The organism is Bacillus sp. AMCV2, from assembly GCF_056033925.1.
In genome coordinates this window covers 2,176,607-2,194,234 of sequence record NZ_JBVYIB010000002.1, presented here as the reverse complement: position 1 = coordinate 2,194,234, position 17,628 = coordinate 2,176,607, and the positions used below count along the sequence as shown (strand labels likewise).

Here is a 17,628-nt window from a genome sequence, read left to right as displayed (position 1 = left end):
GGGAGGCCGGATATGTCATTAAAAGGGAAACTCCAGCGGATGAAAAAGCACATGGTGCTCGACGAAGGAGAACAAAAAATAGAAGCAGGCAAACAAGAAAACCACATTGATGACATCCCGTTTTTAGAAGAGTGGGAGGCTTTTGGCATGAAGCCTTTCATCTTCGAAGATGAATATTGCCTCATCAGAGAAGTAGAATATCCGCTTTCTCACCGCCATGGGTTATACAGCTTTTCTGAACTTGAGGAAGTGATCACACTGTGGAATCAAAGCGGCCTATCGCATACATTGTCAGCAAAAGGGTATAACAAAAACAACCTCTTTTTCTTTGATACAGAAACAACCGGTCTTGGGGGTGGAGCTGGGAATACCATTTTTTTGCTTGGGCATGCGAGAGTATATGAAGACCGAGTGACAGTCAAACAGCATCTTTTGCCCAAACCGGGGAACGAAGTCGCCTTGTACCAAAGCTTTTTAAGCGAGGTTGACATTACATCACTTGTGACCTACAACGGCAAAGCTTTTGATTGGCCGCAGGTGAAAACAAGGCACACCTTGATCCGTGACAGACTTCCGAAGCTTCCGGAGTTTGGCCACTTTGATCTTTTGCATGGAGCTAGACGCCTGTGGAAACACAAAATGGACCGCGTATCTCTTGGCACGGTTGAAAAAGAGGAGCTCGGCATCCGCAGACTAGAAGACACACCGGGCTACTTGGCGCCAATGCTTTACTTTCATTTTATAAAGGCGCAAGAGCCGGATCTTTTAAAAGGTGTCCTGCATCATAATGAAATGGATGTGTTATCACTCATTTCATTGTACATCCATATGTCTAAAAAAATCCTTTCAGAATCACATGCGCCAAAAGAACACAGTGAAGCCTATGCTATGGCGAAATGGTTTATGGCTCATAAAGAAACGGACCAAGCGATCAAGCAGTTGGAAAGGCTTATAGAAAAATCGTTTGAGGACCAGGATAGTGCACGGCTAGATTTATCGCTCCTGTACAAAAAACAAAACCGCTTGGAAGAAGCAGTGGCGCTTTGGGAAAACCTGTCCCGCTCGCAAAACCAGAAGTGCAGATACGCTGCTGTAATAGAGCTCGCGAAATATTTTGAGCATAAGAAAAAAGCATTCGGAAAAGCATTGCAAATAGCAGAACAATTGCTTAGCGATGCGGCATGCTTAACAGAGAAAGAAACTGAAAAACTGGATGTGAGAATTGCCCGGCTTAAGAGGAAATATTCCTCTTAAATATTCCCCGGGAAAGCGCAAAAGACGACTTGTTTCGCCATGGATTTTTTTTGCTGAATTCACATTGATTTTGTTGTAGAATAGCGGCGAATCCTGTAAAATGACGTTAGTTATTTTTAAAGGGAGAGTTGGTATGTATAAGGGTGTTTTTTACTTGTTCTTTGTTGTGGTATTTTTGATTGCTTTTGTGTTTTCAAACTTTAAAGACAGCTTAATTGCACACTTTTAAAATAGGTCTTTGCATCAGAACATGTACCCCTTATTTTTCATAGCTTAGTATTGTAATAAAGTTTATGGAAAGGGGATTTTATCATGCATCACTGCAGACCGCATATGATGGCGCCAATTGTCCATCCTACTCATTGCTGTGAACACCATACGTTTTCGAAGACTATCGTGCCGCACATTCACCCACAGCATACAACAAACGTAAACCACCAGCATTTTCAGCACGTTCACTACTTTCCACACACTTTCTCAAATGTTGACCCGGCTACGCATCAGCATTTTCAAGCAGGAAAACCTTGCTGCGACTACTAGTATGGAAAACGTGCAGCTTGATGGTGTAAACAATGCAGCACAACAAATGGGGCCCACGGGAGCCCCATTTTTTAAAGCAGGTGAAATGATGAAAGTATTGGCAATAACGGGCTATAAACCGTTTGAACTCGGGATATTTAAGCAGGATGACAAGGCACTGTATTACATAAAAAAAGCCATTAAGAACCGGCTGATTGCTTTTTTGGATGAAGGATTAGAATGGATTTTAATTTCGGGCCAGCTTGGAGCGGAGCTGTGGGCGGCAGAAGCTGCATATGATTTGCAGGAAGAATACCCTGACTTAAAGGTAGCTGTCATCACACCATTTTACGAGCAGGAAAAGAACTGGAAAGAACCGAATAAGGAACAGTATGAAGCAGTTCTGGCTCAGGCAGACTATGAAGCAAGCCTGACTCACCGTCCTTATGAAAGCCCGCTTCAATTCAAACAAAAAAATCAGTTCTTCATTGATAAGTCCGACGGGCTTCTGCTTTTATATGACCCGGAAAAGGAAGGCTCCCCTAAGTATATGCTTGGGACAGCGGAAAAAAGGCGCGAAAAGGATGGCTATCCCATCTACTTTATTACAATGGATGACTTGAGAGTGACAGTAGAGGAAGACAGCTACTCATAGCAATAAGAGAAATTTGACAACCGTACAGATTTCTGAAAAAATATATGTGATGATTCACGATACGAGGTGAAAAAGATGCTTGCTGATAAAGTAAAGCTTTCTGCGAAAGAAATTTTGGAAAAAGAATTTAAAACAGGCGTTAGAGGCTACAAGCAAGAAGACGTTGACAAATTTTTAGATATGATTATTAAGGATTATGAAACCTTCCATCAAGAAATTGAAGAACTGCAGCAGGAAAATCTGCAGCTGAAAAAACAGCTTGAAGAAGCCAGCAAAAAACAGCCTGTGCAATCTAACACAACAAACTTTGATATTTTAAAACGGCTGTCTAACTTAGAAAAACACGTTTTTGGCAGCAAGCTTTATGATTGATCACGCTTGAAAAAAATGGCGCTTGTAAATTGTAATCAGTTGTTATATAATAATTCATGTTCTTAACGTTCGGGTAATCGCTGCAGATCTTGAATCTGTAGAGGAAAGTCCATGCTCGCACGGTGCTGAGATGCCCGTAGTGTTCGTGCCTAGCGAAGTCATAAGCTAGGGCAGCCTTTAGAGGCTGACGGCAGGAAAAAAGCCTACGTCCTTCGGATATGGCTGAGTATCCTTGAAAGTGCCACAGTGACGAAGTCTCACTAGAAATGGTGAGAGTGGAACGCGGTAAACCCCTCGAGCGAGAAACCCAAATTTTGGTAGGGGAACCTTCTTAACGGAATTCAACGAAGAGAAGGACAGAATGCTTTCTGTAGATAGATGATTGCCGCCTGAGTACGAGGTGATGAGCCGTTTGCAGTACGACGGAACAAAACATGGCTTACAGAACGTTAGACCACTTACATTTAAAATGATGAAAACAAGCTCTCCCGTATAAGGAGAGCTTTTATCTTGAAAAGAGAAAAGTTTTAAAAGACAGGGTGATACGATGAAGAAGTATACACTAATTGCAACGGCGCCAATGGGCATTGAAGCTGTTGTCGCAAAGGAAGTACGAGATTTAGGATACGAATGCAAGGTTGATAACGGGAAAGTTATTTTTGAAGGTGATGCACTTGCCATCTGCCGTGCGAACCTTTGGCTTAGAACAGCCGACCGCATAAAGGTTCAGGTTGCTTCTTTTAAAGCGAAAACATTTGATGAACTGTTTGAAAAAACGAAAGCGATTAACTGGCGCTCATTTATACCTGAAAACGGGAAATTCCCTGTCATCGGAAAATCGGTAAAATCAACACTTGCAAGCGTTCCCGACTGTCAGCGGATTGTCAAAAAAGCAATTGTCGAAAAGCTCAAGCTGCAGTCCGGCAAAGCCAATGATTGGATTGAAGAAACAGGTGCCGAGTATAAAGTCGAAATTTCTTTATTGAAAGATCAGGCTTTGATTACACTGGACTCATCAGGGACAGGCCTTCACAAACGAGGTTACCGTGTCGATCAGGGCGGTGCGCCGATTAAAGAAACACTTGCTGCCGCTTTGGTGCAATTAACCAATTGGACGCCGGACCGCCCGTTTGTTGATCCTTTCTGCGGCTCCGGAACAATCGCGATAGAAGCGGCGCTAATCGGCCAAAACATCGCCCCGGGATTCAACCGCGATTTTGTATCAGAGGATTGGGAATGGATCGGTAAAGATCTGTGGAACAAAGCGCGGCTTGAAGTCGAAGAAAAGGCAAATTATGACCAGCCGCTTACAATTTTCGCAAGCGACATAGACCACCGCATGGTTGAAATCGCAAAAGAAAATGCAGAGGAAGCAGGGTTGGGAGATTTAATCCAGTTCAAGCAGATGCAGGTCAAAGATTTTACCACCAATCTGGAGTTTGGCGTAATTGTCGGCAACCCGCCATATGGAGAGCGTCTCGGCGAGAAAAAAGCCGTTGAGCAGATGTACAAAGAAATGGGGAAGGCGTTCGAGCCGCTTGATACTTGGTCTGTGTATATGCTGACATCAAATGAAAACTTTGAGGAAGCATATGGCAGAAAAGCAACGAAGAAACGAAAGCTCTTTAACGGGTTTATTAAAACGGATTATTATCAATATTGGTCAAAAGTAAGACCGCAGCGCAAGAAAACAGAAAACGCATAAAAAGAAGACGCTCTGCATGCGTCTTCTTTCATCTTTCAGCCCTATTCTATCGTTACCAACGGTGAGCTTTCGCGTTGCTTCTCAATATAATGTTGGTTTGGGACATTTCAGTGTGACCGTTTACTTGAGACTTAGAACGTTTAGGCCGCGTCCAATTGTGATGAAACAGTTCAGAATGCTGATCTAATCGGTTTCTATAACTCATGTCAACATCACTCCCTGATAGAATATTGTTGATAAGACGGATAATCCGGAGACGGAATATCAAGTGTAGTTTGTGCATGTTTCGGTGATAACATGCGGTAAAGCATGTATATAAAATGAAAAGTTCGCATACAATGATGATTATTTCCATCAGAGGTGATCTCATGCTGAACAGCGAACATTTTAATCTTATTCAAAGGGCGCTTGACGCAACAGCAAACGAGCTGAAGGAGCTCGGGACTGATTCGTCTCCGTCTGTGATTTCGCATGCGCAAACTGATTTAGAAAAAGCGGTAGAACATATTTATTCAACAGATCATCCTTTTTTATCGTCGCATGTGATCAATCGTAAGTAAACTGCAAAAAACTTGGCAATGCCAAGTTTTTTTATTGTATTCATCAGCGGAAAATGATATTATTGGTGGTCTGAATGTCGAATAGTTGGGGGTTGGAACTAGGTGACAACATCACGTTTGCCTTTTTCTTTAACGAAAACAAAGAATTTTTATGAAGAATTGAACAATTGGATTGGTGACGTGTTTTACGATATCCTTCCCGAAAAAGGGTTTGATCTTCGGGACGAGCAAGTATTTATGGCTTTTCAGCTGGAGCGGGCGTTTAAAGAGAAAAAAGTCATGTTCGCCGAAGCTGGAGTGGGAACGGGGAAAACGCTGGTTTATCTTCTTTTTGCAATCAGCTATGCAAGGTATGTCGGAAAACCCGCCATCATCGCTTGTGCAGATGAAACATTAATTGAACAGCTGGTGAAAAAAGAGGGCGATATTTCTAAGCTGGCTGAGCATCTTGATCTGAAAATTGATACAAGGCTGTCAAAATCACATGAGCAATATTTATGCTTGAAGAAGCTTGAAAAAACAATGCAGCGTTCTGATGATGATAAATGGCTGGATCTTTATGAGTCGTTACCGTCATTTGTCCACGAGTCACAGGCGATGCAGCGCTTTTATCCGTATGGCGACCGTAAGCAGTACGCAAATCTATCGAATGAAGAGTGGTCTGACGTAAGCTACGACTCGTTTCAGGACTGTCTGACTTGTGATATGAGACACAGATGCGGTCTGACACTTTCCAGAGATTACTACCGCAAGTCAACGGACTTAATCATTTGTTCCCATGATTTTTATATGGAGCATGTGTGGACGGAAGAATCACGCAAACGAGAGGGCCAGCTGCCGCTCTTGCCTGATCATAGTGCAGTTGTATTTGATGAGGGGCACTTGTTAGAGTTTGCTGCGCAAAAAGCGCTAACCTATAGAGTGAAGCAGTCTACTCTTGAATTGTTTTTAGAACGATTGCTGCAAAATGACATCAGAGAAGAGTTTGCAGAATTGATTGAAGATGCGCTTCTCGCAAACGACGAATTTTTCTATGTTCTTTCTGAAGAATCAAAGGAAGTAGCCGGTTCACACCGTTTAGAAATAAAAAATGACCAGCGTGTCAAAAAGGCGGCGGACGAGCTTTGCCGTTTACTTGATAAAATCGGTGAGGCACTTGTATTTGAGTCTGAAATGTATACGATTGATCAATACGAGCTGTCAGTAGTGGAAGAATATGTTGAACAAATGGCGTATTCATTATCTCTATATCAAAAGGATGCGATCAGCTGGCTGGAGAAAAAGGAAGCAGAATCAACTTTTGTCGTGATGCCGAGAACGGTAGCAGAAGTACTTGGCGAAAAAGTGTTTTCTAAGAAAATTCCTTATATCTTTTCTTCTGCTACGCTGTCAGAAGGCGGTTCGTTTGATTATATTGCCGACAGTCTTGGGATTCATGATTATTTGTCATTAACTGTTGATTCCCCTTATGATTATGACGAGCAAATGAGTATTAATCTATACGCAAAAACAGATATGGCCGCTGAACAAAAAACGGCTGAAACGATTGAAACAATCAAACGTTACAAAGGAAGAACGCTGGTGCTTTTCCCTTCTTTTGAAGAATTAAACGAGTTTAAAGAGCTGTCGGCGGCATGGGAGCTGTCGTATCCAATTTTCTTCGAAGGTGATGAGGAAATCAGCAGCTTAGTAGAGAAATTCCAAGAGGAAGAGGAAACAGTACTTTGTTCAGTTCACTTATGGGAAGGACTCGACATTCCCGGTGACGCATTGAAGAATGTTACCATTTGGTCATTGCCGTTCCCGCCACACGATCCTGTATTTACAGCGAAGCGCAACGGAGCGAAAAAAGATCCGTTCGAAGAAGTTGATCTGCCATATATGTTGTTACGTGTACGGCAGGGCATCGGGCGCCTGATTCGCTCGAATCAAGACAGCGGCTCGATTCACATTTACGCTGGCGGAGAAAATGAACGCATCATTGATGAGGTCAAAAAGGTCTTGCCTGTTGAACCGCACATGATGTAATGGAAAAAAGCTGACGATCGTTCGTCAGCTTTTTTTATTTGTCAGCGGGATAGCCAGCCGCCATCAACTGCTAAAATATGTCCATTTACATAATCTGAAGCACGTGATGCCAAAAAGACTGCAGTCCCCCCGATATCATCCGCTTGGCCCCAGCGACCGGCAGGAATTCTCTTTAAAATGTCCTCATTTCGCTTTTCATCATCCCGAATAGGCTTTGTATTCGCAGTAGAAATATAGCCTGGGGCGATTGCGTTGACCTGAATACCAGACGCTGCCCACTCATTTGCAAATGATTTTGTCAAACCGGCAACAGCATGTTTGCTCGCGGTGTAAGCCGGAACGAGGATCCCGCCTTGAAAAGACAGGAGAGAGGCAATATTAATAATCTTTCCATGACCTCTTTTCAGCATGTGCCTGCCAGCAAGCTGTGTCAGAATAAACAAGCTGTTTAGATTGACATTCAGTACGTGCTGCCAGTTCTCTTCTGAAAAATCTTCCGCTTTTTCCCGATGAATAATGCCGGCATTATTGACAAGGATGTCGATCTGCCTGTTTTCAAACAGCTCAGCTGCAGAATCCTTTATCGCTTCCGGCTTGCTCATGTCCAATGTAAAAGATGTAAATGTCCGGCCTTCCTGTTCCACAAGCTGCTGTGTTTCAGACAGGCTGCTTTTATGTGATGTGCCGATAATATCAGCGCCAGCTCCGGCTAGGGCTTTGGCAATTCCTTGACCGATCCCTGTTCCTGGGCCTGTCACCAGCGCTGTTTTTCCTTCTAATGAAAAGGCGTCATGTAGATAACCCATCTTATTTCAGCCCATCCATCGGAATGAGATCCATGTCCGTAAATGTGTAATTTTCTCCAGCCATCGCCCACACAAAGCTATAGTTTGATGTTCCTGCGCCAGAATGAATAGACCAAGCGGGAGAAAGGACAGCCTGCTCATTTCCAACAACAAGATGGCGTGTTTCGTCCGGCTGGCCCATGAAATGAAATACCTTTGAGTCCTTTTCAAGATCCAGGTAAAGATAAGCCTCCATCCGACGGTCATGAACGTGTGCTGGCATGGTATTCCAGTTGTTGTTTTGATCTAACATCGTTATTCCCATCATCAGCTGACAGCTTTTAATGCCATCCTGATGAATGACTTTGTACAGACTTCTGACATTAGACGCTGCATCATCACCAAGGCGGTCCGGCGTCAGTTCAGCTAGGGCGGCTTTTTGTGTCGGATAGCTTTTGTGGGCGCAAGCGGAGACGAAGTAAAACTTCGCTTTTTCCCCGTTCAGGCTTGAAAATGCTACATCCTGATTGCCCATTCCGATATAGAGAAAATCCTTTGTTTGAAGCACATATTCATCATCGCCGACTCTAACAGCGCCAGGCTGGCCGACATTAATAATCCCGATTTCACGCCGTTCCAAAAAGAAGTCTGTTTTTAGAAAATCACCTGCATCAAGCTTCAGTTCACTTTGCCCTGGAGCCGCTCCGCCGATGACAACCCGGTCTTCATGTGAGTAATACATCGTAAGTTTGTTTTCTGTAAATAAAGGATCCATTAAGAAATGACTGCGAAGCTCCTCTGTTGTAAAGCGTTTTACTTGTTCAGGATGTACAGAATAACGATTTTCCATTATATTTCCCCCTTGGTTAGGATTTCAGCATCACTTGAATGAAAATATTTTGGTAACGGTTTCAAAGAAAATTTTAGGATAAATAGTGAAAAGAGTCAACGAAAAAATAATGAATTGACACATTATTAAAAAAACTCTTTCCAAATTTTAAAATTATGGTATCCTTTTGTTGTAACGGTTTTGAAATCGGTTTCAAATATATGAGATACAGGAGCACTTGAATGAAAAAGAAAACAACAGGCCATACAACCATCAAAGATGTAGCTGAATGTGCAGGAGTTTCGAAATCGACAGTTTCCCGCTATATTAACGGAAAAATTGACGCGATTTCTCCTGAAAAAGTGAAAAACATTAAAAAGGCAATCGCAGAATTGAATTATCGGCCGAGTAAAATGGCACAAGGTTTGAAAATAAAAAAAAGCAAGTTAATCGGATTTGTTGTGGCTGACATTACAAATCCTTTTTCGGTCGCTGCTTTCAGGGGAGTCGAAGAGGTTTGTGATCAATATGGATACAGCATTATGGTGTGCAACACAGATAACAGTCCTGAAAAAGAGCGGGAAATGCTCTTAAAGCTAGAAGCCCATTCGGTTGAGGGCCTGATTTTAAACGCAACAGGGGAAAACAAGGATGTACTGCGCGCTTTTGCTGAACAGCAAATTCCAACAATCTTAATTGACCGGAAACTGCCGGATCTGAAACTGGATACCGTAACGACTGACAACAGATGGATCACAAAAGAGATTCTTCAGAAGGTGTACAGCAAAGGGTATACTGATGTCGCGCTGTTTACCGAACCGATTTCCTCTATCAGCCCTCGTGCAGAAAGAGCAGCTGTGTATCAGGAAATGGCTTTGGTTCAAAATGTGAACGGGCTTGTCAGATTGCATGAAATTGACGTAAAGGACAAGGAGCAGCTTAAGGCGGCGCTTCGTTCTTTTCACAAGGAAATGCCGGAGCAAAAAAAAGCGATTCTGGCTTTGAATGGCTTGATTATGCTGAAAATCATCAGCTGTATGGAAGAGCTTGGCCTGCGCATCCCTCAAGATATAGGGATTGCAGGATTCGATGATACGGAGTGGTACAAACTGATCGGTCCAGGCATTACAACGATCGCCCAGCCGTCACATGATATGGGCAGGACGGCGATGGAACGTGTATTAAAAAGGATTGAAGGTGACAAAGGAGCGCCTCAAACCATTGAATTAGAGGCAAAAGTCATCATGAGAAAGTCACTTTAATCCTAGGTGCCCTCAACTAAGAGGAGGTTGGGAAGAGATGAAGCTTGATGCGGTGACATTCGGGGAATCAATGGCCATGTTTTACGCAAATGAGTATGGAGGCCTTCATGAAGTATCCACTTTTTCTAAAGGGCTTGCCGGAGCAGAAAGCAATGTCGCCTGCGGCCTTGCCAGACTCGGATTCCGAATGGGATGGATGAGCAAGGTCGGCAATGATCAGCTCGGAACGTTTATTGTACAGGAACTTAAAAAAGAGGGAGTGGATGTGTCCCGCGTGATCCGCTCGCAGGACGAAAATCCCACCGGGCTGCTGCTGAAGTCAAAAGTGAAAGAAGGCGACCCGCAAGTTACCTACTATAGGAAAAACTCAGCTGCAAGCACATTAACTTCAGCTGAATATCCGAGAGATTATTTTCAATGCGCAGGCCATTTGCATGTGACAGGTATTCCGCCTGCCTTGTCAGCCGAGATGAAAGACTTCACGTATCATGTCATGAACGACATGAGAAACGCAGGGAAGACCATTTCATTTGACCCTAATGTAAGACCTTCGCTTTGGCCTGATCAAGCAACAATGGTACACACAATTAATGATCTGGCTGGGCTTGCAGACTGGTTTTTCCCGGGTATCGCAGAGGGAGAGCTATTGACCGGAGAAAAAACACCTGAAGGCATTGCCGACTATTATTTGAAAAAAGGTGCCAGCTTTGTTGCTATTAAACTCGGAAAAGAAGGCGCTTACTTTAAAACGGGGACAAGTGAAGGATTTCTAGAAGGCTGCCGGGTCGACCGGGTGGTTGATACGGTCGGCGCCGGAGACGGATTTGCAGTCGGTGTAATCAGCGGTATCCTAGACGGTTTGTCGTACAAGGATGCGGTGAAAAGGGGAAATGCGATTGGAGCTTTACAAGTGCAAGCACCGGGGGATATGGACGGTTTGCCGACCAGGGAGAAATTAGCTTCTTTTTTATCTGCTCAAAGAACGGTTCACCAAAAGAAAGGGGATTATTAATATGGAGTCCAAAGTCGTTGAAAACCGTCTGAAAGAAGCAAAGCTGATTGCAGTCATTCGTTCAAAGGATAAGCAGGAGGCCTGTCAGCAGATTGAGAGTTTATTAGATAAAGGGATTCGTGCAGTTGAAGTGACGTATACGACCCCCGGGGCATCAGATATCATCGAATCCTTCCGTAATAGGGAAGATATTTTAATTGGCGCGGGCACGGTCATCACCGCGCAGCAAGCTGGGGAAGCTGCTGAGGCTGGCGCGCAGTTTATTGTCAGTCCGGGTTTTTCAGCTGATCTTGCTGAACATCTATCTTTTGTAAAGACACATTATATCCCCGGCGTCTTGACTCCGAGCGAAATTATGGAAGCGCTGACATTCGGTTTTACGACATTAAAGCTGTTCCCAAGCGGTGTGTTTGGCATCCCGTTCATGAAAAATTTAGCGGGTCCTTTCCCGCAGGTGACCTTTATTCCGACAGGCGGGATACATCCGTCTGAAGTGCCGGATTGGCTTAGAGCCGGAGCTGGCGCCGTCGGAGTCGGCAGCCAGCTGGGCAGCTGTTCAAAAGAGGATTTGCAGGCTGTTTTCCAAGTGTAAGTGGAATTGTTTTTTCATAACCGGAGGATGGGAGAATCCACAATATGAAAATCAAGGCGACAATTGAACGGGTACCTGGCGGAATGATGATTATTCCGCTATTTCTTGGAGCGGCGCTCAACACGTTTGCCCCTGGAACAGCGGAGTTCTTTGGAGGGTTTACGGGTGCTTTGATTACCGGAACGCTGCCGATACTGGGTGTTTTTATCTTTTGCGTAGGAGCAACGATTGATTTTCGTTCTTCAGGCTATATCGCAAGAAAAGGAATCACGTTATTATTGGGAAAGGTCGGATTTGCGGCGCTGCTCGGCGTGATCGCAGCGCAATTTATACCTGACGAAGGCATACAATCCGGCTTTTTTGCAGGCCTTTCTGTTTTAGCAATTGTCGCGGTAATGAATGAAACGAACGGCGGACTGTATTTGGCGCTCATGAATCACATGGGAAGAAAAGAGGATGCGGGCGCTTTCGCCTTTATCAGTACAGAATCTGGTCCTTTTATGACCATGGTGACGTTTGGTGTGACGGGACTTGCCGCATTCCCATGGGAAACGCTGGCAGCGACAGTCATCCCGTTTTTACTTGGATGTATACTTGGAAATCTGGATCACGATCTCAGAGACTTATTCAGCAAGGTTGTGCCGGCGATCATTCCATTTTTCGCCTTTTCGCTCGGCAATACCTTGAATTTTGGAATGCTGATCCAATCAGGGCTGCTCGGCATTTTTATCGGAGTTTCTGTCGTCATTTTATCGGGCAGTTCTTTGTTTTTGCTTGATCGTTTTATTGCGCGGGGAGATGGTGTCGCGGGAGTGGCCGCTTCTTCTACGGCGGGGGCGGCTGTAGCTGTGCCATACGCATTAGCTGAAGCGAATGCATCATTTGCGCCAGTTGCTGAATCGGCAACTGCAATCATCGCGACAAGTGTTATTGTCACCTCGCTCTTAACCCCGCTGGCAACAGTGTGGGTAGATAAAAAAATCAAGAAGAAAAAGCGGAGAACACCTCCGCCAAAAAATCAAATGACGATCAACTGAATAAAAAGGCTGCCGCCAAACATACCGGCAGCCTTTTATACAAACAATTTGACTTTCATACCCCCTTCCATTAGCCTGTAATGGAACGGCTAGAATAGGGAGGGAATGGATATGGAGATACATACATATGAAAAAGAATTTTTTGATCTTTTAAAAAGAATCTCACATTACAGCGAAGCAGTTGCGTTAATGCACTGGGACTCCAGAACAGGCGCGCCGAAAAACGGCTCAGAGGATCGTGCCGAAAGTATCGGCCAGCTTTCAACAGATATATTCAATATCCAAACATCAGATCGAATGAAGGAGCTTATCGATGTCCTGTATGAACGATTTGATGACTTGTCGGAAGATACGAAAAAAGCAGTGGAACTGGCGAAAAAAGAGTATGAAGAGAATAAGAAAATCCCTGAGGCTGAATACAAAGAATACGTGATTCTGTGTTCAAAGGCAGAAACAGCGTGGGAGGAAGCGAAAGGAAAATCTGATTTCAGCTTGTTTTCTCCTTATTTAGAACAGCTGATTGAATTCAATAAACGTTTTATTACGTATTGGGGATATCAAGAGCATCCTTATGATGCATTGCTTGATTTGTTTGAGCCCGGCGTCACGGTAAAGGTGCTTGATCAGCTGTTTACTGAGCTGAAGGAAGCGATTATCCCTCTTGTTAAACAGGTGACAGCTTCCGGAAATAAACCAGATACAAGCTTTATTACAAAAGCGTTCCCGAAAGAAAAGCAAAAAGAGCTCAGTCTGTATTTTTTACAGGAGCTTGGCTACGATTTTGATGGCGGAAGACTTGATGAAACCGTTCATCCGTTTGCAACTACGCTGAACCGAGGAGACGTTCGGGTCACGACGAGATATGATGAAAAAGATTTCCGGACGGCGATCTTTGGCACCATTCATGAGTGCGGGCACGCGATATACGAGCAAAATATTGATGAAGCACTCAGTGGCACGAATTTGTCAGACGGCGCATCAATGGGAATCCATGAATCGCAATCATTATTTTACGAGAATTTTATCGGCCGCAACAAGCATTTTTGGACACCGTACTATCAGAAGATTCAAGAAGCATCACCTGAACAGTTCAAGGACATCTCCCTGGATGATTTTGTCCGGGCAATCAATGAATCAAAACCTTCATTTATCAGGGTTGAAGCGGATGAATTGACGTATCCTCTTCATATCATCATCCGTTATGAAATTGAAAAAGCGATTTTCAGCAATGAAGTGTCTGTGGAAGATCTGCCGTCGCTTTGGAATCAAAAATACCAAGATTATTTAGGGATTACACCGCAGACCGACGCAGAGGGGATTTTACAGGACGTCCATTGGGCAGGGGGAGATTTCGGCTACTTCCCATCCTATGCGCTCGGCTACATGTATGCGGCTCAGCTGAAACAAAAAATGCTTGAGGATCTCCCTGAATTTGACGCTCTCTTGGAAAGAGGAGAGTTCCATCCGATAAAGCAATGGCTGACGGAAAAGGTGCACATTCACGGAAAACGGAAAAAGCCGTTAGACATTATTAAAGATGCAACAGGAGAAGAGCTGAATGTTCGCTATTTAATTGATTATTTATCAAACAAATATTCAAATCTCTATCTGTCATAATCAAAAGCCTGGCGGCGCGGTCGTCAGGCTCTTTTATATCGTATACCCTTGAAATACGAATGATATCTAAAAAAACAAAAATAAAGTTCGGGAATTTTTATTTTCAGCCTATGCAAGAGATTAGAATCTTGATATAATTTATTACAATATAATAGGAACACTCATATAATCGCGTGGATATGGCACGCAAGTTTCTACCGGGCACCGTAAATGTCCGACTATGGGTGAGCAATGGAACCGCACGTGTACGGTTTTTTGTGATATCAGCATTGCTTGCTCTTTATTTGAGCGGGCAATGCTTTTTTTATTCTCATAACGGAGGTAAGACAGGATGGAAGCACTGAAACGGAAAATAGAGGAAGAAGGCGTCGTATTATCTGATCAGGTATTGAAAGTGGATTCTTTTTTGAATCACCAAATTGATCCGCTGCTTATGCAGAGAGTTGGTGACGAATTTGCGTCCAGGTTTGCAAAAGACGGTATTACCAAAATTGTGACAATCGAATCATCAGGTATCGCCCCCGCTGTAATGACGGGCTTGAAGCTGGGTGTGCCAGTTGTCTTCGCGAGAAAGCATAAATCGTTAACACTCACCGACAACTTGCTGACAGCGTCTGTTTATTCCTTTACGAAGCAAACAGAAAGCCAAATCGCAGTGTCTGGGACCCACCTGTCGGAACAGGATCATGTGCTGATTATCGATGATTTTTTGGCAAATGGACAGGCAGCGCACGGGCTTGTGTCGATTGTGAAGCAAGCGGGAGCTTCTATCGCGGGAATTGGCATTGTTATTGAAAAGTCATTTCAGCCGGGAAGAGAAGAACTTGTAAAACTGGGCTACCGAGTGGAATCTTTGGCAAGAATTCAGTCTTTAGAAGAAGGAAAAGTGTCCTTCGTACAGGAGGTTCATTCATGAGAAATGGATTCGGCAAAACGCTGTCTTTAGGGATTCAGCATGTTCTCGCCATGTATGCCGGCGCCATTGTCGTTCCTCTGATTGTCGGAAAAGCAATGGGACTGACCGTCGAGCAGCTGACTTACTTAGTATCAATTGATATTTTTATGTGCGGTGTGGCTACACTTCTGCAAGTGTGGAGCAACCGATTTTTTGGGATCGGGCTTCCGGTAGTGCTTGGATGTACCTTTACAGCTGTATCGCCAATGATTGCGATTGGATCTGAATATGGGGTTTCAACAGTTTACGGCAGCATTATCGCTTCAGGCATTCTTGTCATTCTTATTTCATTTTTCTTTGGAAAGCTCGTATCGTTTTTTCCGCCGGTCGTGACAGGCTCTGTTGTTACGATTATCGGTATTACACTGATGCCGGTTGCCATGAATAACATGGCCGGCGGAGAAGGAAGTGCAGATTTCGGAGATCTCTCCAACCTTGTTCTTGCTTTTACCGTGTTGAGTATCATTGTGCTTCTGTACCGTTTTACAAAAGGCTTTATCAAGTCCGTCTCGATTTTGATCGGTATTTTGATTGGCACCTTCATCGCTTATTTCATGGGGAAAGTTCAATTTGATAATGTTTCGGACGCGGCAGTTGTTCAAATGATTCAGCCATTTTACTTCGGCGCGCCGTCTTTTCATGCAGCGCCTATCATTACGATGTCCATCGTTGCAATTGTCAGCCTTGTGGAGTCAACTGGTGTTTACTTTGCTTTAGGTGACCTGACAAACCGCCGTTTGACAGAGAAAGATTTGTCTAAAGGCTATCGAGCTGAAGGACTGGCTGTGCTTCTGGGAGGTATTTTTAACGCTTTTCCTTACACGGCATTCTCTCAAAATGTCGGGCTTGTTCAGCTCACAGGGATCAAAAAAAATGCCGTCATTGTGGTCACAGGTATGATCCTAATGGCATTTGGGCTGTTTCCAAAGATCGCTGCTTTCACGACCATTATTCCATCCGCTGTTTTGGGCGGTGCAATGGTGGCGATGTTTGGAATGGTGATTGCTTACGGAATTAAAATGCTCAGCCGCATTGATTTTGCGAAACAGGAAAATCTGCTGATTGTTGCTTGCTCAGTGGGATTGGGGCTCGGTGTGACCGTTGTGCCGGATATTTTCAAACAGCTTCCGAGTGCCTTAACGCTGCTTACAACGAATGGCATTGTGGCGGGCAGCTTTACTGCAGTCGTCTTAAATATTGTATATAACGTTTTTTCTAAAGCTAAAAAAACAGAACAAGAAGCTGACCTCGCTGAACAAAAAACAGCAGTCTAACTCCGCCGCGGCGGAGTTTTTTTGCATATAAAAAAGATTGTTGCGGCACAATGTATGCAAAGAGGTGATCGCATGGCGTTTATTTTATCCATTGGAACAAGTCTTCCTGCGTATAATGTAAACCAAGAGAAAGCGGCCGAGTTCGCCCGCTATATGTTTCAGCATTCTTTTAAGGATATTGACCGGCTGTTATCCTCCTTTAAAAACGGGCAAATCCATTCGAGACAGTTTGTTAAGCCGATTGAATGGTATAAAGAGGGGCACAGCTTTGAAGAAAAAAATCAAATATACATAGAAGAAACACTTAAACACAGCAGAGCGGCTGTTCGTGAGTGCCTCTCTCATCCGGAATTTTTTCAAGAAGCCATTCCTTATGAGAAAGTGGAAGCTGTTTTTTTCGTCTCCAGTACAGGTCTTTCCACACCGAGTATCGAGGCGCGGCTTATGAATGAACTTCCGTTTTCTCCATATACGAAGCGGATCCCGATTTGGGGGCTTGGCTGTGCAGGAGGAGCCAGCGGACTTGCGCGTGCAGCCGAATACTGCAAAGCGTATCCTGAGGCTTTTGTGCTTGTCATTGCTGCCGAGCTGTGCAGCCTGACATTCCAGCCGGAAGATAAAACAAAAAGCAATCTGATCGGCACCTCGCTTTTTGGTGACGGCATTGCCGCAGCTTTATTATGCGGAGAGAAGGCGTACCGCAGGATGTCAAAGCTGAAGCTTGCGCCGAAGATAATGGACGCCCAATCTGTTTTGATGAAACAATCAGAAGATGTCATGGGCTGGGACTTTACCGATCAAGGATTCAAAGTCATTTTCTCACGAGACATTCCGACCTTGGTGGAAAAATGGCTCAAAACAAATGTACAGATTTTCTTGGACAAACATAAGCTGTCATTCCATGATATCAGTGTTTTTTTGGCTCATCCAGGCGGAAAAAAAGTGATCGATGCATACATCAAAAGTCTCGGGCTGTCGTCAGAAAAGCTTTCATCTGCGCAAACCATTTTGCAAAAGCACGGAAATATGTCTTCAGCCACAATCTTGTATGTGATAAAAGACCATCTGCAGAACGGACATAAAAAGGAAGCTGAACGAGGAATGATTGGCGCATTAGGGCCGGGTTTCTCATCAGAGTTGCTATTATTCAGCTGGGAAAAGGGGGCCTGACT

Annotated in this window: 19 protein-coding genes, 1 other RNA gene and 1 riboswitch; of the genes, 17 read left to right on the top strand and 3 right to left on the bottom strand. The window is 44.0% G+C overall.

What is annotated here, in order from left to right; translation table 11 throughout:
• Nucleotides 1-12 precede the first annotated feature (12 nt).
• The 7 genes from mrfB (at nucleotide 13) to AC0OMA_RS11175 (ending at nucleotide 4,505) form a co-directional block, all read left to right on the top strand.
• Nucleotides 13-1,254 (top strand): metal-dependent exonucleaseMrfB, encoded by a 1,242-nt coding sequence (gene mrfB / locus AC0OMA_RS11205; RefSeq protein ID WP_015383940.1) that lies wholly within the window; start codon nucleotides 13-15, stop codon nucleotides 1,252-1,254.
• A gap of 100 nt (nucleotides 1,255-1,354) precedes the next feature.
• Nucleotides 1,355-1,483 (top strand): hypothetical protein, encoded by a 129-nt coding sequence (locus AC0OMA_RS11200; protein WP_003230707.1) that lies wholly within the window; start codon nucleotides 1,355-1,357, stop codon nucleotides 1,481-1,483.
• Between the two features lie 83 nt (nucleotides 1,484-1,566).
• On the top strand, nucleotides 1,567-1,794 hold the full coding sequence (cotD, locus tag AC0OMA_RS11195) for a spore coat protein CotD (RefSeq protein ID WP_010886551.1): 228 nt from the start codon (nucleotides 1,567-1,569) through the stop codon (nucleotides 1,792-1,794).
• An 88-nt stretch (nucleotides 1,795-1,882) separates the two neighbouring features.
• On the top strand, nucleotides 1,883-2,428 hold the full coding sequence (locus AC0OMA_RS11190; protein WP_015483367.1) for an SLOG family protein: 546 nt from the start codon (nucleotides 1,883-1,885) through the stop codon (nucleotides 2,426-2,428).
• Nucleotides 2,429-2,503: 75 nt separating this feature from the next.
• On the top strand, nucleotides 2,504-2,800 hold the full coding sequence (gpsB, locus tag AC0OMA_RS11185) for a cell division regulator GpsB (protein ID WP_003225629.1): 297 nt from the start codon (nucleotides 2,504-2,506) through the stop codon (nucleotides 2,798-2,800).
• Nucleotides 2,801-2,865: 65 nt separating this feature from the next.
• Nucleotides 2,866-3,247: RNase P RNA component class B (gene rnpB, locus AC0OMA_RS11180), an RNA gene on the top strand.
• Between the two features lie 100 nt (nucleotides 3,248-3,347).
• On the top strand, nucleotides 3,348-4,505 hold the full coding sequence (locus AC0OMA_RS11175) for a THUMP domain-containing class I SAM-dependent RNA methyltransferase (RefSeq protein ID WP_015483366.1): 1,158 nt from the start codon (nucleotides 3,348-3,350) through the stop codon (nucleotides 4,503-4,505).
• Between the two features lie 52 nt (nucleotides 4,506-4,557).
• Here AC0OMA_RS11175 and AC0OMA_RS11170 read toward each other — a convergent pair whose 3' ends face one another.
• The gene (locus AC0OMA_RS11170) at nucleotides 4,558-4,710 is read right to left on the bottom strand and encodes a YpzG family protein (RefSeq protein ID WP_010327933.1); all 153 of its coding nucleotides are present in this window, start codon (nucleotides 4,708-4,710) and stop codon (nucleotides 4,558-4,560) included.
• Nucleotides 4,711-4,873: 163 nt separating this feature from the next.
• On the opposite strand from AC0OMA_RS11170, the gene AC0OMA_RS11165 reads away from it, so the two are divergent.
• Both AC0OMA_RS11165 and AC0OMA_RS11160 read left to right on the top strand, forming a co-directional pair.
• Nucleotides 4,874-5,065, top strand: a complete 192-nt coding sequence (locus tag AC0OMA_RS11165) for a hypothetical protein (protein WP_003246090.1) — start codon at nucleotides 4,874-4,876, stop codon at nucleotides 5,063-5,065.
• A 102-nt stretch (nucleotides 5,066-5,167) separates the two neighbouring features.
• Complete coding sequence (locus AC0OMA_RS11160; RefSeq protein WP_474222121.1) at nucleotides 5,168-7,093, top strand: ATP-dependent DNA helicase; 1,926 nt, start codon at nucleotides 5,168-5,170, stop codon at nucleotides 7,091-7,093.
• A 41-nt stretch (nucleotides 7,094-7,134) separates the two neighbouring features.
• Here AC0OMA_RS11160 and kduD read toward each other — a convergent pair whose 3' ends face one another.
• Together kduD and kduI are read right to left on the bottom strand one after the other, a co-directional pair.
• Complete coding sequence (kduD, locus tag AC0OMA_RS11155) at nucleotides 7,135-7,899, bottom strand: 2-dehydro-3-deoxy-D-gluconate 5-dehydrogenase KduD (RefSeq protein ID WP_047182786.1); 765 nt, start codon at nucleotides 7,897-7,899, stop codon at nucleotides 7,135-7,137.
• A gap of 1 nt (nucleotide 7,900) precedes the next feature.
• Nucleotides 7,901-8,728 carry a 5-dehydro-4-deoxy-D-glucuronate isomerase gene (kduI, locus tag AC0OMA_RS11150; RefSeq protein WP_181219659.1) on the bottom strand — a complete coding sequence of 276 codons (828 nt, stop codon included), beginning with the start codon at nucleotides 8,726-8,728 and terminating at the stop codon, nucleotides 7,901-7,903.
• Between the two features lie 221 nt (nucleotides 8,729-8,949).
• Between kduI and kdgR the strand changes: the two genes are divergently transcribed.
• From kdgR to bpsA, 8 genes are all read left to right on the top strand, one after another.
• Nucleotides 8,950-9,969, top strand: coding sequence for a pectin utilization transcriptional regulator KdgR (gene kdgR / locus AC0OMA_RS11145; protein WP_047182784.1), 1,020 nt, complete (start codon nucleotides 8,950-8,952; stop codon nucleotides 9,967-9,969).
• Between the two features lie 37 nt (nucleotides 9,970-10,006).
• Complete coding sequence (kdgK, locus tag AC0OMA_RS11140) at nucleotides 10,007-10,981, top strand: 2-dehydro-3-deoxygluconokinase (protein ID WP_047182783.1); 975 nt, start codon at nucleotides 10,007-10,009, stop codon at nucleotides 10,979-10,981.
• 1 nt (nucleotide 10,982) lies between these two features.
• A complete protein-coding gene (gene eda / locus AC0OMA_RS11135) occupies nucleotides 10,983-11,573 on the top strand; it encodes a bifunctional 4-hydroxy-2-oxoglutarate aldolase/2-dehydro-3-deoxy-phosphogluconate aldolase (protein WP_015383933.1) in 591 nt (196 codons plus the stop codon).
• A 44-nt stretch (nucleotides 11,574-11,617) separates the two neighbouring features.
• Entirely contained in the window at nucleotides 11,618-12,610 is a 993-nt protein-coding gene (gene kdgT, locus AC0OMA_RS11130) for a 2-keto-3-deoxygluconate transporter (protein ID WP_015483365.1), read from the top strand.
• 111 nt (nucleotides 12,611-12,721) lie between these two features.
• Complete coding sequence (gene ypwA, locus AC0OMA_RS11125; protein WP_047182781.1) at nucleotides 12,722-14,227, top strand: carboxypeptidase; 1,506 nt, start codon at nucleotides 12,722-12,724, stop codon at nucleotides 14,225-14,227.
• Between the two features lie 141 nt (nucleotides 14,228-14,368).
• A riboswitch (purine riboswitch) is annotated at nucleotides 14,369-14,468 on the top strand.
• Nucleotides 14,469-14,558: 90 nt separating this feature from the next.
• Nucleotides 14,559-15,143 (top strand): xanthine phosphoribosyltransferase, encoded by a 585-nt coding sequence (gene xpt / locus AC0OMA_RS11120; protein ID WP_032726019.1) that lies wholly within the window; start codon nucleotides 14,559-14,561, stop codon nucleotides 15,141-15,143.
• Entirely contained in the window at nucleotides 15,140-16,456 is a 1,317-nt protein-coding gene (gene pbuX, locus AC0OMA_RS11115) for a xanthine permease PbuX (protein WP_474222120.1), read from the top strand. The genes xpt and pbuX overlap by 4 nt, the downstream gene beginning before the upstream one ends.
• Before the next feature lie 72 nt (nucleotides 16,457-16,528).
• The gene (bpsA, locus tag AC0OMA_RS11110) at nucleotides 16,529-17,626 is read left to right on the top strand and encodes a type III polyketide synthase BpsA (protein ID WP_474222119.1); all 1,098 of its coding nucleotides are present in this window, start codon (nucleotides 16,529-16,531) and stop codon (nucleotides 17,624-17,626) included.
• Nucleotides 17,627-17,628: the final 2 nt, after the last annotated feature.